We start from the raw sequence: 21,901 nt of genomic DNA, 5'->3' as shown, positions 1-21,901 counted from the left end.
ATCTTGCACTTTATTCTCGCTCGCGCGCTCGAAACCTTTCGCGACGCAATATGCACTCGATTATTCAGCAAGCCCTAAGTACCTTTGCTTGTGCGATCGCCAAAGAATGAGAACACCATGCTGCTATTATTTGAGGGTTTTATGGCAAGTATCGCAGAGATTCCCAAACCCGGACAGCTTCTTGGGGGCTAATGTCCTTACAATTAGATAACTCGGGAGGCGCGGTATCTAAGAAAAGACGAGAACCCGCACCAGTAAATCTGTAAAATGGGCCTTTTCCCATCCAACTTCCTATTAAAGTAGGGCCAGAAAGTCGAGCGTTTTTACGATATTTTAACAGTGCGCCTTTGCCCAATATTGAATTGTTGACGGGATAGTCCCGTTCCAAGCCAGCCGATGGCATATCGCCAATACCGCCACCAGTGGATTCAATAGCAAAGCAAGAGTTATCGGGGTTGCGATAGATAATTGCGTAGTTAGGGCAAAAACGGCGGACTCCTGAAGGACAAGGTTTAACTTGAACGCTAGCCACCTTAAACCCGGCGGGAACATAGCTAGGAATGGCAACTTTAACTCCGAGAGACTTAAGCTGATTTGTTTGTCTGTCAGATAGCTGAGCATTGGCTAGCAATTGCTCTTGATTTGTCGATCGCTCCGCCGTTACAGATTGTATACTGGTGGCGAGGATTGCTGAGATGAGGGTTATGGTGATGGGCGATCGATTTTTCATGAATTATTCTCCTGTTTGTGCGAGAGACTTTTTGCAGCGAGCGTATTTTATGATTTTTTAACCGCCGATTCACGCAGATTCACGCGGATGAAGGCAAAGGTAGGGGCGATTTGTTGATATTAGCACTTCTCAAATGCCGCGCCAACTAAAGATAAAGCCACAATCGGTGCTGTCACCGCTCTTAAAATTCTACTCCCCAAAGAAACAGCTTCAAAACCAAACTCGATCGCCCTTTCCACCTCACCCTCAGTCCATCCACCCTCCGGGCCAATAGCTATGACAATCGATAATTCTCCCCCATCTTCCTCTCCCCTTACTAAGGGGGATTGAGGGGGAGCGAAACCAGTCGCTCCATCTTGCTCCCCCCTTAACAAGGGGGGCTGGGGGGGTTCTAAACCCTTCAAACAATCCCACAAATGCCGATTCTCCCCGCGAGCCACACAAATAAATCGATATTTTTGACCGCAATCTTTCACAGCCCAATCAAACGAAACAGGCTCTAAAATCGTCGGCACAATTTGACGTTCCGACTGTTCCGCCGCCTCGGCAGCAATTCTTCTCCACCGCTCAACTTTTTGATCGCTTGGTTTGAGCAAAGTTCGATCGCTCGTTACCGGCACAATACTTGCCACACCCAACTCCGTCGCCTGCCTCACAACCTCGTCAAAGCCGTTTCCCTTGGGCAAAGCCGCCATCAAAGTGACTTCAACTGGAAGCTCCCTGTTCACAGCAATCTCCTCGGTTATGGAGGCAATTAACCCTGTTTCCTGGGCTTCTAGGACTGCTAACCACCAATGCCCTCGACCGTCCATCGCAATAAATCGATCGCCCCCTTGCAAACGTAGCACTCGATTTAAATAATGCTGCTGTTCCCTAGTTAAGTCGATTTTGCGATCGCAAATTTGAGTGGCAGTAACTGCTAATCTTTGTAATTGAGGCATTGAATTTGGGATTGTTCGTTTTCTATTAGAGATTTTTTTTATTTAACCGCAGAGAACGCAGAGCAAGAGAGAATGAGAGAATGAGAGGAGATAGGCAGGCGGGGTTTCAACAGTTCAAAAAACAATAAAGGCAAAGCATCTACAACCGGAATTATTTTACAAATTCAAGTTTTTTTCTGCAAATGCTCTGCCTTTATATTATTGTTGCCAGAAGTCTATTGAATACAATCGAAAATCACAAAGCGCAAATTTAAAATCGGCTTATGCTTCCTCCTTAATCTTTTTTAAATAAGTTGAAATCGCCTCTGTAGCTAGTTGTGTAATCGGCTTGCCCTGACGGGCTGCTTCTTCCTTGAGCTCGTTGTAGATTTCATCGCGGACGCTAATTCGACGGCGGACTTTGCCACCGGTAGCAGTGGCAGCGTCGTTCCCGTCATCGTTACTAGACGTAACTTCTAATTCATTTATCTCAGTTGTCATCGAGTCAGCAGATTGGTAGTTGGTTACAAATTGACGGATAGATTCTAACCCGACGCGATCGCAAAAATTGCCAAAACTCTCGCTCAGTTGCCGTTTTTGCTTGAAATAAACAAAAATCGGCTCCAGAAAAGCTTCAAAATCATTGACGTGCAGCTTTTCCTCAATTGGTTTTGCCAGCCGCGTTTGTTCGGGAGAACCGCCCAGCCAAATCTGGTAGGATTCCGGCGAACTCCCGACAAACCCCAATTCTGCCATATAAGGGCGGGCGCATCCATTTGGGCAACCAGTCATCCGCACCACCAAATGCTCGTCTTGCAAGCCAACTTTGGTCAAAAGTGCGCGAATCCGCTCTAAAATGCTCGGCATCACGCGCTCAGATTCGGTAATCGCTAACCCGCAAGTCGGCATGGCTGGACACGCCATCCCATAGCGCACCAATGGATCGATCGCAGTTTCCCGCTGAATGCCGCATCGATCGAGTATTCCCTGAATTTCTTCTTTAATATCCGGCGAAATATCGTAAATCAGCACGTTTTGGTGTGGCGTCGCCAGTATCGGCAAGTTGTACTTCTGCACAATTTCCCGCAAAGCTGTTTTTAGCTGAAATGAACCTTCATCCTTAATCCGGCCATTATCCACAGAAATGCCGACAAACAGCTTGCCGTCTCCTTGGTCATTCCAGCCCAAGAAATCAAAATACTTCCACTCAGGCAGCGGTTTAAAGGCTTCTAGCGGCTTGCCAAAATATTCGGCTACTTTTTCGCGGAACCACTGTACGCCTTTGTCGTTAATCAGGTACTTCAGCCGCGCGTGCCGTCTGTCTGTGCGATCGCCGTAATCTCTTTGGGTTGCTACAATTGCCTTGACCAAATCGTAAACATCATCCTTGGCAACATAGCAAATCTCATCCGCAACCCGCGCAAAAGTCTCTTCTTTATTGTGAGTGCGGCCCAAACCGCCGCCAGCAAACACGTCAAAACCTTGCAACTCGCCAGCTTCATTGGTAATTACCACCAAGCTCAAATCCTGAGAGTACAAGTCAATTGAATTGTCTCCGGGTACGGTAACGGAACACTTGAACTTCCGCGGCATATAATGGCTGCCGTAAATCGGTTCTTCTTTGTCGTCGCTAAAGATTGTGCCGTTGCCGTTTTTCTGTCTCGCGGCCTTCACTGCGGGGTCTTCCTCGGCCGAAACAGCTTTTTCGCCGTCCAACCAAATTTCATAATAAGCACCGGTTTGCGGTGTCAGCAAATCGGCGACATTGTTAGCGTATTGCAGCGCATACTGGTATTCTGGGCGATTTTTGTACGGTGCTGGAGGTGCCATGATGTTGCGGTTCAAGTCGCCGCAAGCTCCCAAGGTTGACCCCATATTTTTAATAATTGAGGAAAACACTGCTTTAAGATTTTTTTTCAACACGCCGTGAAGTTGGAAACCTTGGCGCGTTGTGACGCGGAGCGTGTGGTTGCCGTATTCTTCAGATACCTTGTCTAACGCTAGGTATAATTGCGGCGGAGTGAACCCGCCGGGATTGCGGGTGCGGAGCATGAACTGATAATCTTTTTCTTGTCCTTTAACTCGATTGTCGCGGTTGTCTTGCTGGTACGAGCCGTGAAATTTGAGAATCTGAAGCCCTTCTTCGGTGAAGTGGGTAGTTTCTTGTAACAGTTCAGTCGCAACGGGTTCTCGTAAATAGTTGCTGCGTTCTTTGAGACCTTCTGATTTAGAGGGCTTGCGCGCAACAGGGGTTGAAGTGGAAGATGTGATCATGGGAATGTATAGTGCCAGTTATAATTAGATACAGCCGATCGAATATTTCTTGACAATTGGACACTTGACAAATTTGCACTTGACAAATCTCCTCAGAAATGCTGTGTCGGATCTGTTGAGAACTCGGTTAACAACTAAGTTAACAAGTAAGTTAATAACGGTAATCCGCTAGGAATTCTGATGGTGCTAATTGTAACACGATCGAGCCGGGGCTGGAAAATTGTAATTAAGAGTTTATACTTTCGCTCGCTTAAGTGTACGAAACTTTAGAAATAATTAACCTCAACCTTTTAAACTATGTCACTGTATGACGAAGACACGTTTGTGGTCTTAGAAACAAACCAGCCAGAGCAGTTTTTGACTGCGGCGGAACTGTTAGAAAAGCTGAAAGCCGTGTTAGCCGAGGAACACGAAGATTTGCCGCAGGACGTGCATAAAATATCTGGCGTGGAAGCTCAAGCCAAGTATTTAATTGATACTTATTGTGAATTAGATGTCGGGCAGGGAAAATATTTGCAGTGGTATGCAGTACGCTTGGAAAAGTAATTTGGGAAATAGGTCATCGTGCATAGGGCATTGGTTATTAGAACCAACAAGTAACAAGTAACAAATAAAAAATAACAGGTAACAAGTAACAAATAACCAATAAAAACCAACTAATGCCCGATGCCCAATGCCCAATGCCCAATGCCCAATGCCCTATTCTTTCTAATTAATCTTCTAACTGTTGAACCGATGATACTTCTACTGCGGTAACATCGATCGTACCGGGCGGTGTCAAGCGACTAAAATGACCTTCCTCTATTTTCAGAGGTTCGCCGCAGTTGGCACACTGAAACTGAGTTTGATTTAAAGCTGTAAATTCGTATTGACAAACTGGACAATTGTCCTCAATTAAATTGCGTTTCAGCCACCACTGAAGCGCGAAAAATGCGACCACAGGCGTCAGCAACAAAAAAGCTACTAGAATCAACACTGATTTAACTATCCAACCCAAACCAATTGACACCAACAAACAGGCGATGCCCAGCAGTATCAACCAATTGCTAATACGGGGTAGCTTGAAAGATATTTTGGGGGTGCCTTGGTTCACGGTGGTCTCCTTGGGTGTCTTTGCAGGTAGGCATAACTCTATCCTACTCAGAAATTCAGGCGGTCGATCGAGTTAATTTTCCCATTGTACACCCAGAAACCGCTCTCTACGGCATAAGTTTATCTGAGTCAGAGGGTTGAAAAATTCCTTGTAAGGATTGACAAAGGGATTCAAAACTAAATCTTGCGAGGGTTTGTTCCCTCAACCAGTGGCGATCGCACCTTTTATCCTCCCCTCGCAGCATTTCCACACAAGCAACCGCTACTGCTGCTGAATCTCGGTGGGGAACTCGCCATCCAAGTTTACCATCTTGCAGCGGATCGGCTGACCCGTCCGCGTCCCCCGCGAGCACGGGTACTCCGCAAGCCAGCGCTTCCAGATAAACTATACCGAAGCCTTCCTGGGAGGGCATTACATAAGCATCGGCCAACTGGTAATGTGCTGCTAAATTTTCTGTCGGTACAAAACCCGCAAATATTACTCTTTCGGTAACTCCCAAATCATCAGCGAGTTTGGCTAATCTAGATCGATCGTCTCCGCGTCCAATAACTAAGTATTTCACATTCGGAAAAGTTTTGGCTATTTGCGGCAAAGCTTTGATTGTGACATCCACGCCTTTGTAAATATCCGTCGATCGCAATCTGGCTACAGTCATCAATATTTTAGCACCAACCAGATTGTACTGCTCTAATAAATCCTGTGGCTTGGGCCCAGTGGTAAATATATTTTCATCTACAGTACAAGGCACTATGTGGAATTTTTCGGGATTTAAGTTGTTAATTTCGCAAGTGCGTGAAGCGAAGCTATCCCGTAGGGAATCGCGCGTGTACCTGCTAATAGTCCAAATACTGTCAGCTTTACTCATTGCTGTTTGATATTTGGGCGGAAGCGGTTCCCACACTTCCTTGCCGTAAGTTAAAATAGTGTAGGGAATTCCCAAGGGTTGGCACAGAATTTGAATTAGCGGTGCGAGTTTGATGTGACCGCAAAAAACCCGTTTCGGTCGTTTTTGCAGCAAGCGAGTTAGTAATATTGTAGCAAACTTAAGACGGCCAAACCAGGGACGCTGAGTTTTGAGATAATAAAATTTCAGATTTTTTGACTCGTAAGGATTGTTGCTGCAGTCTGGGGAATCTCGCAACAGCAATATTTCAGCTTGTGGCGCTGAGTTTGTCCCTGCGGTTATGGACAGGTAAGCTTTCAAAATGTCTTGAACGTAGGATTGAATGCCGCCTTCGCTGGCAAATATTTCTAGGAAACAGAACAGGTAATTTGTCGATCGCATCTCAGATTTACCCATTGACAGCGCAGACAATTATTGCAGTATATAGCAATCCTAAATCATCTGTGAATTTCTTACTCCCTCCCCGCGAGTTCGGGGAGGGTTGGGGTGGGGTAAAAAATTTACGACTCCTGCAAGGATTGCTATAGTGATTTTGCCAATCCGGGCGATCGCCATTATCCAGAGCTTTTAAACCATGTCATGATGACTGTAGTGGCAGGTTTTACAGGAAAATATTTGACTCGCCTACTTTCACCGTTGGTTTTGAGCGACTATCTGCTTTTTAACTAGGGCTTTTTAACCGGCTGCATGGGTGAGCGCGAGGCTTTGCTTTCAGTTTACTACGATCTACGGTTGTTAACTCTAAACTTAATGATTTTTTACAATATCCTACCCCAAGCAAAATTTAAGATTTATTGAGTTGGTGCGGCGCATCCGACCAGACTGAGGATTAGCAGATGGGTGCCGATCGAGGCGATCGCATTTTTAGTTTTTGGTGAAAGTATGGTCTATCTAAAGATAGATATAGAGCCAGTAGGTAACTGTTATCATCAACAACATAGAGAGTTAAATTAAATATGACTCTGCCTGGTTTAAAAAACAATTTCTGAAAGATTTTGTCTAAAATATCCTCCTAAAATTTTCTCACGCCTTGCTAAAAAATCAATGCTCATAAAGCATTAAAAAAATTAAGATGGTTGATTATTTTTGAATCGAGGAGACCGATTGGATATTCATATCTTTTCGGTTTACAAAAGTAGTCTGCCGAGCCGAGCGAGAAAATTTCACGAGCAGAAAATAAACACTATCTCGTACAATCATGTACAAAGAAAAGCCGCTCACCTAAAACATTAGGTATGCGAGCTTAAACCTAACAAAAGCTAATGTTAGGTGGGCAAGTCATATTTACGAGCGACTCTCTCCAAACGAGCTTTCATTGGAGTTTGAGGTGAAACGAGTAACGATCGCACTCAGTCTTTTTAGTCTACTCAGCAGCACTCTGGCAAGTTGCACCGCAGCTTCTCAGAACGCTCAAAACAGCATACAACCAAGCAGCTCCGAACTTTCATCAGTTGCTGTAGCAGTCCGCGACCTCGGCAATCCATTCTTCGTACAAGTTGGCAAGGGCGCTGAGGCCGCAGCCAAGAAAATCGGCGGTGCAAACGTGAGGACAACTCTCGTTTCCAGCGGCGACGATTTAAATCAGCAATTTAATCAAATCGAAAACTTTATTGCCTCTAAGGTCAGCATGATTGTACTCAATGCTGCTGACACCAAAGGCATTGCACCCGCTGTCGAAAAAGCCAAGCAAGCCGGAATTCCGATAATTGCAGTTGATACCGCCGCCGAGGGAGGCGTTGATGCGACAGTTACTTCAAATAACGTGCAAGCTGGCGAAGTAAGCTGTCAATATATAGCCGATCGCTTGAAAGGAAAAGGCAGCGTTGTGATTATCAACGGGCCTCCCGTCGCTTCAGTAGTCGAGCGAGTTCAGGGGTGCCAGAGTGTCTTCTCCAAATATCCAAATCTCAAAGTTCTTTCCAAAGATCAGAACGCAGAAGGCAGCCGCGATGGCGGATTGAGAGTGATGAGCGATTTGCTTACTTCCTTCCCAAAAATTGATGCTGTTTTTGCAATTAATGACCCCTGTGCCATTGGTGCAGAATTAGCAGCCAAACAAGCACAAAGAAGTGAGTTCTTTATTGTGGGAGTCGATGGTGCACCTGAAGCTTTAGATGCGCTCAAACAGAACAACAGTCTCTTTGTGGCGACAGCAGCTCAAGATCCATTTCGCATGGCCGCCAAGGCAGTTGAAGTCGGGAACGACATTCTGAAAGGAAAAAAGCCAGCCAATCCAAACATTCTGATTCCAGTCGCGCTGATTACTCGCGAAAACGTCAATCAACATAAAGGCTGGACTAGCGAGTGACCTTCTTCATGTCCAGTTAAGACTAAAACCCTTGAGGAATCCCGTTTTTCCCCGAGTCTAGAGCCCCCTAAATCCCCCTTAAGAAGACCCACTTTGAGAAGAATCTTCTCCCCCCCTTAAGAAGGGGGGCTAGGGGGGATCTAAGTTTAATAGTCAAGCAGATTTCCTTACGGTATTTACGATGGTAAATAGCACTCAAGATTCAATTAAAACTCAGCCCGTCCTCGAAATGCAAGGTATTAAAAAAACCTTTAACGGTTTTGTAGCCTTGCACGATGTAAATATCACCGTTTACCCGGGCGAAGTCCACGCCCTCATGGGGGAAAACGGCGCGGGTAAAAGCACGCTGATGAAAATTCTGGCAGGAGCCTACATAGCCGATGCAGGCGAAATCAGAATTGACGGTCAAGCTGTTAAGATGACAGACCCTGCTCAAGCCAGAGATTTAGGGATAGCGATTATTTATCAAGAACTCAATCTCGCCCCCAATCTGACAGTTGCTGAAAACATTTTTATGGGCAGCGAGCTGAAGAAAGGAGGTACATTTCTAGACCAAGATGAAATGCGGCGCAAGGCATCTGAGGTCTTGAAAAACCTCGATGCAAATTTTGAGGCTGGAGACCTGGTTTCGACACTTTCAATTGCCGAACAGCAGCAAGTGGAAATAGCTAGGGCGCTCAAACACAATAGCCGAATTTTAGTGATGGACGAGCCGACAGCGGCGCTTTCAGACCGCGAAACCGATAAGCTTTTTGAAGTGGTTCGCCGCTTGCGGAATGAGGGGATTGCTATTATTTATATCAGCCACAGAATGGCAGAAATTTATGCCCTTGCCGATCGCGTGAGCGTCATCCGAGATGGCGGGTATATTGGCTCTCTTGAAAAGCACGAAATTTCGGCAGAGCGCCTGGTGGAAATGATGGTGGGCCGTTCTTTACAGGATTTGTACGAAAACAAGCATCAAATAACACCGGGTGCAGTTGTTCTTGAGGTAACAAATTTAAGCGACGGCCACAAAGTAAAGCCTGCCAGTTTTCAACTTCATGCGGGCGAAATTTTGGGTTTAGCGGGTTTAGTTGGCGCCGGCAGAACAGAACTTGCCCGCCTGATTTTTGGTGCAGATCGGAAGGTAAGCGGTGAAATAAAACTGGAAGGTCGTCATCTAAATGTCTCGACACCCAATGAAGGAATGGCAGCCGGAATTGCTTACGTGCCAGAAGATCGCAAAGCTCTCGGACTATTTTTGGAGGCCAGTTCGGGTGAAAATATCACCATGAATGTCCTCGATCGAGAAGCAAAAGCTGGCATTATTAACTCAAATTTTCTGTTGAAAATTGTCAATGATGCTATTAATAATTTGCAGATTCGCCTGGCAAGCCCGAGCATCAGGGCAATGGATCTTTCTGGGGGAAATCAGCAGAAGTTGCTGCTAGCGCGTTGGTTGGCTATCAACCCAAAGGTACTTTTGCTAGATGAACCGACGCGGGGTGTAGACATTGGCGCAAAAAGCGAAATTTATCGAATTATTAGCGATTTGGCAGCCAAAGGTGTAGGTATTTTAATGATTTCCAGCGAACTGCCGGAAATTGTGGGAATGAGCGATCGCGTCTTAGTGATGCGATCGGGAAGCCTCGTCGGTGAAGTAGGCGGCTCGACTGGGGAAAAGATTACGCAAGAAAACATTATGGCTTATGCCACTGGTGCAAAAGAGGTAGTAAAATCATGAGTCAAACGCAAACAAAAACCAGCAGAAATTCAGGGAGCGATCGGCAGAAAACAAGTAAAGCTCAAGCTTGGAAAAATTTCATCCAAGTTGCCGGTATCCTGCCGATTTTGGTTGCCATCTGTGTAATTTTTTCCCTGGTAACGCCCAACTTTCTTTCCGTAGGAAATTTGATTAATGTCATCCGGCAAGCATCAATCAATATTGTCCTAGCTACTGGCATGACTTTTGTGATTTTGACTGGCGGAATTGACCTTTCAGTCGGGTCAATTTTGGGTGTGACGGCAGTTGTCGGGGTGCTGGTTTCCTTAGTTCCAGGTCTGGGTTGGTTTGCCGTACCGGCTGCGTTAATAGCCGGAGTCTTTTTGGGATTGCTTAACGGCTCGCTAGTTGCCTATTTAGGTTTGCCTCCGTTCATCGTCACCCTCGGTTCTTACACAGCTTTGCGGGGAGTTGCTTATTTAGTAGCTAACGGCACTACCGTTATCAATAGAAATCTGAATTTTGCTTGGGTAGGTAACAATTATCTCGGCCCAATTCCCTGGTTAGTTGTTATCGCTTTCCTCGCAGTTTTAGCGAGTTGGTTTGTCTTGCGGCGGACGGTTCTCGGGAGGCATATTTACGCCGTGGGAGGCAACATTCGGGCAGCACGATTGACAGGTATTAAGGTGAGTCGCGTGCTGTTATTTGTCTATGGCGTGAGCGGGTTGCTTTCTGGTTTAGGTGGAATTATGAGCGCCTCGCGCCTCTACAGTGCGACGGGGATGTTGGGGCAAGGCTACGAATTAGATGCGATCGCTGCTGTAATTTTGGGAGGAACGAGTTTCACAGGTGGAATTGGCACTATTTGGGGTACTTTGCTGGGGGCTTTAATTATTGCCCTGCTCAACAATGGACTAACTCTCATGAACGTGTCTTTCTTCTGGCAGTTAGTTGTCAAAGGTCTGGTGATAATTATCGCAGTGACGATTGACAAAGTTCGCACCGGTTCAAGCGCAGCGTAATATTGCTAATTCGGTCGATCGGTTCCTTATGCGGAGCTTTGTCCTATGCACATCCAGCATTTTCCTCACCTGATTACTGCTTTTATACTGGGAACACCTGGTGTATTTCTACTAACATCATCCCCAACTTTTGCGGCCCCAATTGATAGATTAGTTGCGCCTGAACCGTTAAATACCTTGGCAGAAAAACCCTTCGCGCAGGTGAATTCTGTCTCTCAACTCTCGGATGTAAAACCGACTGATTGGGCGTTTCAGGCGCTGCAATCTCTAGTTGAACGCTACGGCTGCATTGTCGGTTATCCCGACGGAACTTACAGAGGAAACCGGGCGCTGACGCGGTACGAATTTGCAGCAGGATTGAATAGCTGTCTCGATCGAGTCAGCGAACTAATTGCCACAGGAACAACCAACCTGATTACTGGGGAAGATTTAGCGATCGTCCAAAAACTGCAAGAAGAATTTGCAACTGAATTATCGGTGTTGCGTGGTCGAGTCGATTCTCTCGATGCACGCACAGCAGAACTAGAAGCGAATCAGTTCTCCACCACAACTAAGCTGAATGCGGAAATTATCGTGGTGGTAACAGATACCTCCGGTAACAGTGTTGGGGATTCGCGCGATCGCACCAACACTATTGTTGCCAACCGGGGCAGATTAAATTTGGAAACCAGCTTCACCGGTCGCGATATGCTGAGAACCCGTTTGGAATTCGGCAACTTGGGCAGGAGGATTGCCGATGAGACGGGTACAAATATGACGGCCTTGAACTTTGATGGCAATGTCGATAACACAATCACCGTCCCTCACGTATTATATGTAACGCCGCTGACCTCTAATCTGGCGCTGACTGTCGGCCCCACAGGTGTTGGCTATCCCGATATTACGGATTTGCTGACTCCTCCAACGATCGCCAGCGATAGTCAGGGAATTCCCTCGAAGTTCGGACAATACAATCCCCTCTACCGCCGGGGAGGTGGCGGTGCTGCTGTCAACTGGACGATCGTCAAAAACCTCACCCTGACTGTGGGCTATGTAGGCGGAAATCCCAATCTCTCGCAGCAAAGTAACGGTTTATTCAACGGTTCCTACAATGCTCTGGTTCAGCTTGCCTACCGGGGCGATCGCGGAGCCATTGGCGTAGCCTATTCTCGTACCTTTGCACCAAGCGGTAAAGCCGATATCACAGGCGGTACGGGCAGTTTTCTGGCTGCGCGACCGTTTGGCAACAATATTGCTACATCCAGCGATTCTGTTGGCCTACAAGGATTCTACCGCCTTGCTCCCCGCTTACAAGTTCACGGTTGGGGCGTTTATACTCGCGCCAATGCAGAAAATTCCGGTGTTAGCAGCGTTTCTGATGGTAGGGGTGGCGTGGTTTTGCTAAATGTTGACGGTGACGATCGCGCCGATGTTGTGTATGCAGCGATCGGGATAAGTTTCCCAGATGTCGGAGGTCAAGGCAACCTACCCGGGATTTTGGTGGGTTTGCCAGGTCGCGTGACGAGCAGTAATGTGCGCCGCGAGCGAGATACTTCCTATCACATTGAAGCGTTCTATCGCTTTCAGGTCAACGACAACATTTCTATCACCCCTGCTGCTTGGGTCGTTGTTAATCCTGAGAATGACAGTCGCAACGACACTCAATGGGTTTGGTTGCTTCGCACTGGCTTTAACTTTTAAGCCGAAAGATATTTGAGTAACCTAGTCTTGGACGCAAAAACCCAGTTTCTTGACGTAATTGCCTCATTTGAGACGATAATCGCGAGAAACCGGGTTTTTTAGACTGATAGTGCATCCAGGGCTTCAATTCCATGCCACACAACAAAAAACCCCTACCATCGCTGGCTGGGGTAGAAAATTATCAGGGTGCATCTACTAATATTTGCAACTATAACATAGATTTGTGGGGTGTCACCCTTCATGGGTGACACCCAACTAGGAATTTAGGTCAGAATAAATTATGGTTTAATATGCCAATGATTAACAAAGCTTTTATATCATCTCGTTCTGTCCCAGCCGCTCTAAAATTTAAGATTTAGAATAAATCTGTGCTAGACCTCAAATTAATCCGAGAAAACCCGCAAGCCGTGCAAGAAAGCCTCAACCTGCGCGGAGGTAACTATGAAATCGAGCCGATTTTGCAATTAGACAAACAGCAGCGGGAGTTGGAAAGCAAGCGATCGCAACTACAAGCCCGCAGTAACGAAATTGCCAAACTCATCGGTCAAAAAAGAAAATCGGGTTTACCCCTCGAATCTCCCGAAATTCAGGAACTGCAGGGAGAAGGCAACGCTGTCGGCACCGAGTCGAACGAACTGCAAGCACAGGAAAAAGATCTAAAAGCTCAAATAGAAGCTTTATTGCTGCCGCTGCCAAACTTGCCGGGTTCCTCAACGCCGATCGGCAAAAATGAAGATGAAAACGTCGAAATCCGGCGCTGGGGAGACGAATACATACCCCAAAATCCCGGTATTTTACCGCACTGGGAAATCGGCGAAAAATTAGGAATTCTCAACTTTGAACGGGCAGTAAAAATCGCTCAGCCCCGCTTTGTTACCTTAATTGGAGCTGGTGCAGCCCTGGAAAGAGCGATAATTCAATTTATGCTCGATCGCCACACAAAGGCTGGTTATGTAGAAGTGATTCCCCCACTTTTAGTTAACACTGAATCCCTCACTGCTACTGGTCAACTGCCCAAATTTGCTGAAGAAAGTTTCAAGTGCGACCAAGATGATTTGTGGCTGATTCCTACTTCCGAAGTTCCCGTTGTCAATTTGTACAGAGGTGAAATTTTGACAGCCGAACAGTTGCCAATTTATCACTGTTCTTATACTCCTTGCTTTCGCCGCGAAGCTGGCAGTTACGGCAAAGATACGAGGGGATTAATTCGATTGCACCAATTTAATAAAGTTGAATTGGTAAAACTCGTGCATCCGAGTACCTCCGAAGCAGAACACGAAAAATTAGTGCAGGATGCTGAGGGAGTTTTGCAGGCGCTGAAATTGCCTTATCGGGCGATCGCACTGTGTACCGGCGACTTGGGTTTCGCGGCAGCCAAAACCTACGATTTAGAGGTGTGGCTGCCATCGGCAGGCAAATACCGCGAGATTTCCAGTTGTTCCAACGTCGCAGATTTTCAGGCGCGGCGGGCGAATATTCGCTTTAAAGAAGCGGGTAAAAAAGGCACTCAATTTGTTCACGCGCTGAATGGTTCCGGTTTAGCTATAGGTCGCACAATGGCGGCAATTTTGGAGAATTACCAGCAGCCAGACGGGACAGTAAAAGTGCCGGAAGTGCTGCAATCTTATTTGGGTCGCGAGACTTTGTAAGCTGTTTGTCGTCACTCGGCGATTGAAACCGCCGAGTTATCTTACAGTTTAACTAATGCTTCCTTGATATCGAGCGCCAAAAATCTATCCAACGCTAAATACATCCAATAAACAGATAACTGACTATCACTGCTAGTCTTCTGAAATCCCAAAGCCAGGGACTGTTTTTCGTACATGGGGTGAATCATCAGCGTGTACAAGTCGCAAAGATTCGGAAAATCTGTTTGCATTTCGCCTAAAACTTTCTGTGTGTCTTCCAGAAAAGTAATCCGGTATTCTGACAAATACTGCGGATCGATCATCCAACTACGGACAAATACTGACTGGCAATTTAGATCTCCTGGTAGCGCCATATTGAAAGGATCGATATCAGAAATAGAACTTAAATGAAGCCCTTTACTAGCAGCATTAAAAAAATTTACCTCAGATTCGCTAGCTGTGGGATAAAGTAAGTAAAATCCGACTGGATTGAGATTATCGGAGCGGCGCAAAACTCGCATTCCCTTTGAGTAGTGACTGGCAAAAAGCCGGAGTATTTTAGCAATTTTGTGGGGAACGGCGTTCGTGTTGCGGTTCATCCAGTTGTAATTGGTGGCTAATAAATTGGCAACGGGAATCGCGTCGCACCGAGCGCTGAAATCATCTAATTGGAGTTGGACAGGCTTTTGAGGTTCGGCGGTATCTAAAATTTCTGAAACTGGTTGAATTTGAATTGTGGTAGCGTTACCATCAAAGTGTTTTTCGATTAATCCGAGTGCTGCTAATTTATCTAACATCATTCCGGCAGCGCGATCGCTCCCGCGATCGGAATCGGAGTAAAATAGTTCGGCGGCTTCCCGGTGAGTGCACTGCACTTCTGTTGCTGGCACTTCCAGTTTCGCCAGCGGTGGTTTGAGACGGGGCTGGCTTTCCTGAAGCTGTTTAACCAATAAATAAATCCACAGCCTGATAAAGCATTCAGCCCTAGTGCGAGTTACGCCGACTCGTTTCATCAACAGCGAGACAGCCGTTCGTCGTTGAGATTGAGCATACCAAACATTTATTTCTTCAAAATCCATGGTAGTTGCCAAGCCGTGAAAGAACTCTACTTACATATTGGCTCAATTACAATAAACTTCACCCCGCTTCAGGTTACTTGTTGCCGCTGTTGCTCAACTTGCCTGATTTCCGGCGACTCTACAAGATAGCTGCTTGCTCATTTGATTAAAGCAGGGAGAGTTTGTCCGCAGGAAATCGACTGGCTGCTGTGCCACTATTCGTCTCACTTTTTCCGGGGACAAATTGTAGAACTTCTGGAACAAGCAGGCTGCATGATTCCTGAAGAAAAATGGTTTACCAACTTGTATAGTCGGGGAAATACAGGCTGCGCCTCGATTTATTTAATGTTAGAGGAATGGTTAAATTCTGGCAAGTTGCAGCCTCGACAGAAAATCTTTTGTTTCGTGCCGGAAAGCGGTCGCTTTACAACGGCATACATGATGTTAACTGCTGTGGAAAATACCAATAAACCTATGATTTCTCCAATTTATAACTTTCTTGAGGTTCCCGCATCTTCGACTCTCGAAAGCTTTAAACCGGAACAACCCAACTCTCCGCAAGCTTATTTGTTGCGGGAGTTAGTATGGATTTGGCTTACGTCAGCGATATTACCCGAAATTGCGACTGGAATCATGTAATTGTCAATCGCCATCCGCTAGCGCCCAACAGTCCGTTTAATGCGGCACAGGACTTGTTTTTGCACGAAATAATTGCGGAATATCTCTATCGGTATTTGGAACTGCAAAAAGAAATGAGAAATGTTTCAAAGTAAGGTGCTTAGGTAGGTGCAACGTAAGCACCTTACGAATATAAGTAGCGCGTCCAATAACTTTTTGCGTAAGTCCTGAAGTTTGAAAGAATGGTTAATTTTCAGGTAAAAAATTAATAGGAGAACTCAAGCTGCTGCTAACTGTGCTTGTTCTACTGCTTTGGGCAAAGTCTGATTTACCACAATCCACTTGCCTGTAATTGGATCGCGGTAAGTAATAAACGGATTAGATTTTAAAGGTTGGCTGCAAGGTTTAGCGCCCATTTCTACACACTCCCACTAAATGGTATTGAATAACTACTACAACACCATACCTTTAATAATCGGCTATTTTGCCTAAAATCCGCGTGATTTTTACCTCAACAATAGGTGATATTTTAGGTAGGTTTTGGTGACAGAAAACACTGCCTAATGTGATTTAAAACTGCGTTGGCAGTGAGCAGTATCACCAAAAACCTTCCGTAAAAAAAATCTGCCTTCTGGTTTTTACCTTCTACCTTTAAGAGGGCCACTATTTTCAGTATACATCTGATATTATTAAGTAAGGTAAAGACGTTTATCAGAGATCCCCTCACAAACTTATGGTGCTATTTGGATTTGGCAAAAAGTCGAGCCTGCCCTCTCCCCAAGAGGCCTTGCCGGGACGGGCAGAGTCGATGTCGGTACCGGCAACTCACTTTGTTAACGGCAATCCGCTCAAACCTCCCTTTCCAAACGGCATGGAGACTGCCTTGTTTGGCCTGGGCTGTTTTTGGGGAGCAGAACGCAAATTTTGGCAACAAAATGGAGTTTTTTCGACGGCTGTTGGCTACGCGGCCGGGATTACTCCGAATCCTACTTACAACGAAGTTTGCAGCGGGATGACGGGACATAATGAAGTAGTTCTGGTTGTGTTCGATCCCAAAGTAATTAGTTACGAAACGCTGCTCAAAGTTTTTTGGGAAAGTCACAATCCTACTCAAGGAATGCGTCAGGGTAATGATTCGGGTACTCAGTACCGATCGGGAATTTACACGTATTCAGCCAGCCAAAAGCAGCTAGCTGAAGCTTCGCGCGATGCTTACCAGCAGGCTTTGACTGCGGCCGGTTACGGCAAGATTACCACTGAAATTATTGATGCTCCTGAGTTTTATTACGCAGAAAGCTATCATCAGCAGTATCTTGCTAAAAACCCGAACGGTTATTGCGGTTTGGGCGGTACTAAGGTTTGTTTGCCTGCTATGTCTCAGGCTTAAAAATTGACCCAGCTTATGGATAGGGAGACATAGTTCAGGAAAAAACATTGTTGTGTCCCTACACAAAAAATCGGGACACAACAATGTTTTGTCCCTACGAAATATCTGGTGGGGCGGGCTTCTAGCCCGCCACAAAAAGCGGAAGATGTTAGTAATTGAACATAGGTAATAAATGCTGACTGCTGTTGTAATTATCAATCTACTAATATCTGGGGTCTGCTTTTATATCGCTGCGAAAGTGTGGAAAATCAGGGGGACGATCGCACGTTTGGAAATTCGGATCGCAGGAATGGAACGCCGCAGCAGCAATGTCCTCAGCACGTCGCCCGGTTTCCTTGCTAAAAGGCAGCAAGGTGCCCGCCAACTGCGACGGCGCTATCAACAACTGGAATTGCAACTGCAACAGGTTCAGCAACTTTTGGGATTGCTGGGTTTCGGACGGATGCTTTGGTCCAGGCGCGATCGACGTTTGAGGTAAGCTATCCTAAAACTGCCGCCCCTGCTGACTCCGTAGGATTGTCAACAATATTTCTACCTTTGCAAAGGGCCGCGATCGGGCAAACGTGCCTAAAATTGGTGTATGGAGAGAAGCTATAAAAATGTCAACTAAACGTTCAGGATTATTTATTGGCGGTTTGCTTGTGGGTTCTGCGATCGGGGCCGTGACTGGCTTGCTGATGGCACCGCGACCAGGCAAGGAGACGCGGCAGATATTGAAAAAATCGGCCGATGCTTTGCCGGAGTTGGCGGAAGATTTATCGACTAGCGTGCAGTTGCAGGCCGATCGACTTTCTGAAACTGCAATCCGAAATTGGGACGAAACTTTGATTAGACTCAAAGAGGCGATCGCGGCAGGTTTGGAAGCGACTCAGCGTGAACGCCAAACCCTGTCGGAAGCTGAAGCTGAAGTGAGTCCCCCGTCGCGCCCTCCCATCCGCTAAATGGCATGAAATTCTCAACCCCCAATCCCAGATTCCAGTGAGCGATCCCATATTTTGGCTAGGACTTTCGATTTTGCTAGTGGCAGTTAGCCTGACTGCTGTTTTAGTGACTTTAATACCTGCGGTGCAAGCGCTCGCCCGGGCGGCCCGCAGCGTGGAAAAGCTCGCTGACACGCTTTCTCGCGAATTTCCGCCCACTTTGGAGGCGATTCGGTTGACGGGGCTGGAAATTAGCGAGTTGACCGATGATGTCAGCGAGGGAGTACAAAGTGCGGGCGAGGTTGTCAAACAGGTCGATCGAAGTATTGGTAGTGCCAAAAAGCAGGCGCAAAACGTGCAGGTAACTACTCGCAGCGTGGTGACTGGGATTAAGGCTGCTTGGAAAACTTTAACTCGGAAGCCACCGATTTCTGGGACAAATCGCCGGTCAACAGATAGATTGTCGCCGAGTCAAAGAAGTGCGCTTTCGCTAAGGGATTCGGGTTTGGAGGATAGGTATTCTGGGGTTTACGGTGCTGGTGCGAGTAATGGGGAATCGCCCCGGTTGAGGAGTAGCGAGGGTTCGCGTTTGCCGGGGGATGCGGAAGAGTTTGAGGAAGTGCGATCGAACGATTCTTGATTGCACCCAATTCCTCATCATCCCTCCACAGCACAGCCATCCCACCAGCAAGGATTCTTATCAATAAAATCCATCAAAGCATCATACTTAGGCGAACCCTTTTGTTCCACATATTCCAAAGCCCCCCAACTTCCCCACTTACTAAATGAACTCACATCCACAAAGTGCATGAAGAGACTACCTCCAACTTGTTTCCAACTATTCAGTAATTGGGTGTAGATATCATACATTTCTGGACGCCTATTTAATTCCATAAAAAACTTGGTCAGTTTTTCGTTATTCTCCACTCCTTCAATACCTACAATATGTTGACCGCCCTCGTAAACAAATAACTTGAGACCTTTTCTTTGAGCCACATCTAAGAAATACTTAAAGTCATTCTCAACATCGGGCAAACTATCTTTGAAGCCAGGAAGTAACCCGCCCTCTCTTAATTGCTTAAAAGCTTTGCCAAACCCGCCATCTGCGTCCTTCAACCAAGACTCTACTGTGCTGACACTTTCTTTCCCGCCCAAGTTTCCGCTAAAATATCCAGCTATGGCTACGGCATCAATACCGTGTTGATAACAAGGTTTATTGCCCTCAGCCACCCAATAGGAGCACTCTAAAGAATAAGTTTCTAACTCTCTCCAGGCTCTTTGAGTTCCTAACACGCAGACAACTCGATTCTTTTGATCCCCAAAGACGCCTTTCCAGATATCGCACATTTGAGCACTACGCATTCCGTGCCATTGCATAAAAGCATCGCCTTTATCTCCCCACCTCGCTTTACCTTGTTGCAAAGCATAAGTCGCTTGTGGAAATGACCAATTCCAAACCTCATTAGAATACTCTACATTAACTTTCAGCTTCGGATCTAAACTATCTTTGACCATTTTAGCAAAGTTAGTCATGTATTCATCCGTAGCCTGATGTGGCATATTAAACCAGGGATCGGCTTGCACTTTGTTAGATAAATTCACCATAACTTCTATGGGAACATTTCCTCGGTAAGAATAGGATGCACTCTCTGGTTTAGGTCGGTTTGACCAGTCTTTTTGTTCTGAACCATTTGTCCCCATCCAGTCCATAAAACGCAAGACTCTAAATTTTTTAATCTTGTCTATAAACAGCGGATTAAATATTTCACCACTTTGATAAAGCTGTTCATCTTGGGAGCGAACAACTTTAATATTGCGGATATAGTTCCCTGTTTTCTTGGGATCGGTAGCAGTAATTATAATCATGATGCCTCCGCCTTGTGTGGCATCTACATTAATGATATCCCTCCCGGGTTTCGACGCAGCCTCATCTTTTTTGGAATCAAAGCTATATTCGATCGCACCTTCACCCTCATAACTAACAATATATTGCCCTGAAGGATAGCGATTGGGGATTTCCCTAAGTAATAGGGTACTTACCCTAGTATATTTAGGAGCATCTTCGGGAGATGGGAGAGATTTCACCCACCCATTTTCATCAAGATTTAAAAGATTATACTCCTCTGTATCCCATTCACCGTTACAGTTTGGTTGTCCGCTGACGCATTGAGTTATCCATTGTCTAGAAGATTTGAAAGCATCTAAAAAGGGTAATTGTGTGGAGTAGTCAGCAATACCATTAAGCCCAACTCCTAAAGAATAGCGAGAATTTGACGTATTTTGTACATCTGCCCGCACAGCTACTTTGTTATCTACTTGCCGTGCTGCTGTGGGAGAAATATTAGTGGTTAAAGCCCAACATCCGGGAATGAAAATGACAAAAATTAATAAACCCAGCACAAAGCCCAGAGCTTTATTTTTTGATAGGATACTTAATCGAGACATAAATTTGAGTAATTTGAGTGTTTTAGGTAAAATCGAAGCGGGTGAGGCAGTTTTAATTTTGATATTTTATCAAAAACTTCCTTCTAAAACTATCAGCTATAAGATTATTAACATTTTGGCCTCTCAGTGGAGGGGCGAGATCCCTTTCTGTCCCCAAGTGCGATCGCCCATCTAACCGTTTTTATCCAAATCTTCTGTTTTCGGCGCTTCTGAAGTTGAGGGAAATTCTAGTCGAATGTTAATATCAATTGATACTGTACTTTCTTTAAAACCTATATTAACTATTTTTACTAATGCTTCTGTAGGTACAGAGTTATTTATTTTAAATTCAGGAGAAGACTGAGTTTTATATCCGGCTTCCTGTAGCCGATCGCAAATATTGCGCCAATTTCCTACAGGTTCGTTAGGTACATCTGCGATTTTTTTAACATATTGGTATAAAGTTTTACATAAATAAACCTCTGCACTTTTGGAACTCTGAAACAGTTGGCGGGCGATTTCGGCGGGACTGCAACCGGAAAGCAATCCTCGCAGGTAAAGTTTTTCTGTTTCGGTTAGTCCCCTGCGCGATCGAGGAGAGATTTGCCGTTTAGCTTCTGCAAAAGCTTGGTACAGCCTTTCTAAGTCCCAGTGTTTCGCGGCTTCGGCAAATAAGTCTTCTTTTGATGCCATTTTCGGGTGTGTTGAGATGTGGCTAACGATAGCATAACCGAAGTTGATAGCGTCTGTTAGTGGTTTGCTAACAATAGGTAGTCTAGGATTAAATTACCGACTCATTGTCTAAGTGCAAATACTTAGAAAAGCGGGAAAGTGCGATCGCGATATTTCAAATTTTGCCTGTTTAATTAACTTTCGTTAGTCAAACAGTTAGTTTTTGTTCCTTACACTGAGGTATTTCAATGGCTAAGGGTGATGAAATAGCGAAAGCGGCAGGTTCCGCTGCTGCGGGTGGTGCTGTGGGTGCTGGTGTGGTAGCTGCTACAGGTTTGACGGCAGTTGGTGCCGTTGGCGGAGGTGCTGGTATTGGTGCTGCTGCTGGGCCCGTTGGTGTAGCCGTAGGTGCGTTGGCTGGTTTGGCATTTTATGGGATCAGCAAGGCTTTTTCTGATTAAAGCTTGAATCGCGCCAGGGACTTAAGTCCCTGGCTAATAACTAAAGTCGGTTGAAACCGACTGAAATGAGCGGGCAATTATCTTTGTGTCATTTTTT

Annotated in this window: 22 protein-coding genes; 13 read left to right on the top strand and 9 right to left on the bottom strand. The window is 45.8% G+C overall.

Annotated features, from left to right (window positions below; all coding sequences use genetic code 11):
• Nucleotides 1-139: 139 nt before the first annotated feature.
• From QUB14_RS18975 to sir, 3 genes are all read right to left on the bottom strand, one after another.
• Nucleotides 140-730 carry a hypothetical protein gene (locus QUB14_RS18975; protein ID WP_333218554.1) on the bottom strand — a complete coding sequence of 197 codons (591 nt, stop codon included), beginning with the start codon at nt 728-730 and terminating at the stop codon, nt 140-142.
• A gap of 119 nt (nt 731-849) precedes the next feature.
• A complete protein-coding gene (locus tag QUB14_RS18970) occupies nt 850-1,671 on the bottom strand; it encodes a 16S rRNA (uracil(1498)-N(3))-methyltransferase (protein WP_333218555.1) in 822 nt (273 codons plus the stop codon).
• Nucleotides 1,672-1,932: 261 nt separating this feature from the next.
• Nucleotides 1,933-3,924, bottom strand: coding sequence for a sulfite reductase, ferredoxin dependent (sir, locus tag QUB14_RS18965; RefSeq protein ID WP_333218556.1), 1,992 nt, complete (start codon nt 3,922-3,924; stop codon nt 1,933-1,935).
• 297 nt (nt 3,925-4,221) lie between these two features.
• Here sir and QUB14_RS18960 point away from each other — a divergent pair, with 297 nt between their 5' ends.
• Nucleotides 4,222-4,470, top strand: coding sequence for a chlororespiratory reduction protein 7 (locus tag QUB14_RS18960; RefSeq protein ID WP_006632267.1), 249 nt, complete (start codon nt 4,222-4,224; stop codon nt 4,468-4,470).
• A gap of 166 nt (nt 4,471-4,636) precedes the next feature.
• On the opposite strand, the gene QUB14_RS18955 is transcribed toward QUB14_RS18960, so the two are convergent.
• Entirely contained in the window at nt 4,637-5,017 is a 381-nt protein-coding gene (locus QUB14_RS18955) for a hypothetical protein (protein ID WP_333082950.1), read from the bottom strand.
• Nucleotides 5,018-5,123: 106 nt separating this feature from the next.
• Nucleotides 5,124-6,317, bottom strand: a complete 1,194-nt coding sequence (locus tag QUB14_RS18950) for a glycosyltransferase family 4 protein (protein WP_333218557.1) — start codon at nt 6,315-6,317, stop codon at nt 5,124-5,126.
• 931 nt (nt 6,318-7,248) lie between these two features.
• On the opposite strand from QUB14_RS18950, the gene QUB14_RS18945 reads away from it, so the two are divergent.
• The 5 genes from QUB14_RS18945 (at nt 7,249) to serS (ending at nt 14,285) form a co-directional block, all read left to right on the top strand.
• Nucleotides 7,249-8,229: an ABC transporter substrate-binding protein gene (locus tag QUB14_RS18945; protein ID WP_333218558.1), complete on the top strand. Its 981-nt coding sequence runs from the start codon at nt 7,249-7,251 to the stop codon at nt 8,227-8,229.
• Between the two features lie 181 nt (nt 8,230-8,410).
• Nucleotides 8,411-9,955 (top strand): sugar ABC transporter ATP-binding protein, encoded by a 1,545-nt coding sequence (locus tag QUB14_RS18940; RefSeq protein WP_333218559.1) that lies wholly within the window; start codon nt 8,411-8,413, stop codon nt 9,953-9,955.
• Nucleotides 9,952-10,956, top strand: coding sequence for an ABC transporter permease subunit (locus tag QUB14_RS18935; RefSeq protein ID WP_333218560.1), 1,005 nt, complete (start codon nt 9,952-9,954; stop codon nt 10,954-10,956). The genes QUB14_RS18940 and QUB14_RS18935 overlap by 4 nt, the downstream gene beginning before the upstream one ends.
• A gap of 45 nt (nt 10,957-11,001) precedes the next feature.
• Entirely contained in the window at nt 11,002-12,636 is a 1,635-nt protein-coding gene (locus tag QUB14_RS18930) for an iron uptake porin (protein WP_333218561.1), read from the top strand.
• Between the two features lie 368 nt (nt 12,637-13,004).
• The gene (serS, locus tag QUB14_RS18925; RefSeq protein ID WP_333218562.1) at nt 13,005-14,285 is read left to right on the top strand and encodes a serine--tRNA ligase; all 1,281 of its coding nucleotides are present in this window, start codon (nt 13,005-13,007) and stop codon (nt 14,283-14,285) included.
• Between the two features lie 41 nt (nt 14,286-14,326).
• On the opposite strand, the gene QUB14_RS18920 is transcribed toward serS, so the two are convergent.
• The gene (locus tag QUB14_RS18920; protein WP_333218563.1) at nt 14,327-15,343 is read right to left on the bottom strand and encodes a hypothetical protein; all 1,017 of its coding nucleotides are present in this window, start codon (nt 15,341-15,343) and stop codon (nt 14,327-14,329) included.
• A 141-nt stretch (nt 15,344-15,484) separates the two neighbouring features.
• Here QUB14_RS18920 and QUB14_RS18915 point away from each other — a divergent pair, with 141 nt between their 5' ends.
• Nucleotides 15,485-15,961, top strand: a complete 477-nt coding sequence (locus QUB14_RS18915) for a 3-oxoacyl-[acyl-carrier-protein] synthase III C-terminal domain-containing protein (protein ID WP_333218564.1) — start codon at nt 15,485-15,487, stop codon at nt 15,959-15,961.
• Nucleotides 15,907-16,095: a DUF6999 family protein gene (locus QUB14_RS28775; RefSeq protein WP_445251853.1), complete on the top strand. Its 189-nt coding sequence runs from the start codon at nt 15,907-15,909 to the stop codon at nt 16,093-16,095. Before QUB14_RS18915 ends, QUB14_RS28775 begins: the two co-directional genes overlap by 55 nt.
• A 123-nt stretch (nt 16,096-16,218) precedes the next feature.
• On the opposite strand, the gene QUB14_RS18910 is transcribed toward QUB14_RS28775, so the two are convergent.
• Nucleotides 16,219-16,356 (bottom strand): hypothetical protein, encoded by a 138-nt coding sequence (locus tag QUB14_RS18910; protein ID WP_333218565.1) that lies wholly within the window; start codon nt 16,354-16,356, stop codon nt 16,219-16,221.
• Between the two features lie 317 nt (nt 16,357-16,673).
• Here QUB14_RS18910 and msrA point away from each other — a divergent pair, with 317 nt between their 5' ends.
• The 4 genes from msrA to QUB14_RS18890 all read left to right on the top strand — a co-directional run bounded on the left by msrA (nt 16,674) and on the right by QUB14_RS18890 (nt 18,887).
• On the top strand, nt 16,674-17,327 hold the full coding sequence (msrA, locus tag QUB14_RS18905; protein ID WP_190731749.1) for a peptide-methionine (S)-S-oxide reductase MsrA: 654 nt from the start codon (nt 16,674-16,676) through the stop codon (nt 17,325-17,327).
• Between the two features lie 238 nt (nt 17,328-17,565).
• Nucleotides 17,566-17,805, top strand: coding sequence for a hypothetical protein (locus QUB14_RS18900; RefSeq protein WP_333218566.1), 240 nt, complete (start codon nt 17,566-17,568; stop codon nt 17,803-17,805).
• 121 nt (nt 17,806-17,926) lie between these two features.
• Nucleotides 17,927-18,268 (top strand): YtxH domain-containing protein, encoded by a 342-nt coding sequence (locus QUB14_RS18895; protein WP_190663664.1) that lies wholly within the window; start codon nt 17,927-17,929, stop codon nt 18,266-18,268.
• A 37-nt stretch (nt 18,269-18,305) separates the two neighbouring features.
• Entirely contained in the window at nt 18,306-18,887 is a 582-nt protein-coding gene (locus QUB14_RS18890; RefSeq protein WP_333218567.1) for a DUF948 domain-containing protein, read from the top strand.
• 17 nt (nt 18,888-18,904) lie between these two features.
• Here the strand turns inward: QUB14_RS18890 and QUB14_RS18885 are convergent, their stop codons facing one another.
• Together QUB14_RS18885 and QUB14_RS18880 are read right to left on the bottom strand one after the other, a co-directional pair.
• The gene (locus QUB14_RS18885) at nt 18,905-20,647 is read right to left on the bottom strand and encodes a cellulose-binding protein (protein WP_445251880.1); all 1,743 of its coding nucleotides are present in this window, start codon (nt 20,645-20,647) and stop codon (nt 18,905-18,907) included.
• Between the two features lie 216 nt (nt 20,648-20,863).
• Nucleotides 20,864-21,364 carry a DNA-binding response regulator gene (locus tag QUB14_RS18880; RefSeq protein WP_333218569.1) on the bottom strand — a complete coding sequence of 167 codons (501 nt, stop codon included), beginning with the start codon at nt 21,362-21,364 and terminating at the stop codon, nt 20,864-20,866.
• 227 nt (nt 21,365-21,591) lie between these two features.
• Here QUB14_RS18880 and QUB14_RS18875 point away from each other — a divergent pair, with 227 nt between their 5' ends.
• Nucleotides 21,592-21,804 (top strand): hypothetical protein, encoded by a 213-nt coding sequence (locus tag QUB14_RS18875; protein ID WP_190738034.1) that lies wholly within the window; start codon nt 21,592-21,594, stop codon nt 21,802-21,804.
• The last annotated feature ends 97 nt before the right edge of the window (nt 21,805-21,901 follow it).

Source organism: Microcoleus sp. B3-D2, assembly GCF_036705345.1.
Taxonomy (GTDB): domain Bacteria; phylum Cyanobacteriota; class Cyanobacteriia; order Cyanobacteriales; family Microcoleaceae; genus Microcoleus.
Note: the sequence above shows the minus strand (reverse complement) of the source record. Positions and strands in the feature narration are given on the sequence as shown.

Coding starts and splice junctions, on each gene's coding strand:
- QUB14_RS18975 (WP_333218554.1), bottom strand. CDS start 730: ATGAAAAATCGATCGCCCATCACCATAACCCTCATCTCAGCAATCCTC.
- QUB14_RS18970 (WP_333218555.1), bottom strand. CDS start 1,671: ATGCCTCAATTACAAAGATTAGCAGTTACTGCCACTCAAATTTGCGAT.
- sir (WP_333218556.1), bottom strand. CDS start 3,924: ATGATCACATCTTCCACTTCAACCCCTGTTGCGCGCAAGCCCTCTAAA.
- QUB14_RS18960 (WP_006632267.1), top strand. CDS start 4,222: ATGTCACTGTATGACGAAGACACGTTTGTGGTCTTAGAAACAAACCAG.
- QUB14_RS18950 (WP_333218557.1), bottom strand. CDS start 6,317: ATGGGTAAATCTGAGATGCGATCGACAAATTACCTGTTCTGTTTCCTA.
- QUB14_RS18940 (WP_333218559.1), top strand. CDS start 8,411: ATGGTAAATAGCACTCAAGATTCAATTAAAACTCAGCCCGTCCTCGAA.
- QUB14_RS18935 (WP_333218560.1), top strand. CDS start 9,952: ATGAGTCAAACGCAAACAAAAACCAGCAGAAATTCAGGGAGCGATCGG.
- QUB14_RS18930 (WP_333218561.1), top strand. CDS start 11,002: ATGCACATCCAGCATTTTCCTCACCTGATTACTGCTTTTATACTGGGA.
- QUB14_RS18920 (WP_333218563.1), bottom strand. CDS start 15,343: ATGGATTTTGAAGAAATAAATGTTTGGTATGCTCAATCTCAACGACGA.
- QUB14_RS28775 (WP_445251853.1), top strand. CDS start 15,907: ATGGATTTGGCTTACGTCAGCGATATTACCCGAAATTGCGACTGGAAT.
- QUB14_RS18910 (WP_333218565.1), bottom strand. CDS start 16,356: ATGGGCGCTAAACCTTGCAGCCAACCTTTAAAATCTAATCCGTTTATT.
- msrA (WP_190731749.1), top strand. CDS start 16,674: ATGGTGCTATTTGGATTTGGCAAAAAGTCGAGCCTGCCCTCTCCCCAA.
- QUB14_RS18895 (WP_190663664.1), top strand. CDS start 17,927: ATGTCAACTAAACGTTCAGGATTATTTATTGGCGGTTTGCTTGTGGGT.
- QUB14_RS18880 (WP_333218569.1), bottom strand. CDS start 21,364: ATGGCATCAAAAGAAGACTTATTTGCCGAAGCCGCGAAACACTGGGAC.
- QUB14_RS18875 (WP_190738034.1), top strand. CDS start 21,592: ATGGCTAAGGGTGATGAAATAGCGAAAGCGGCAGGTTCCGCTGCTGCG.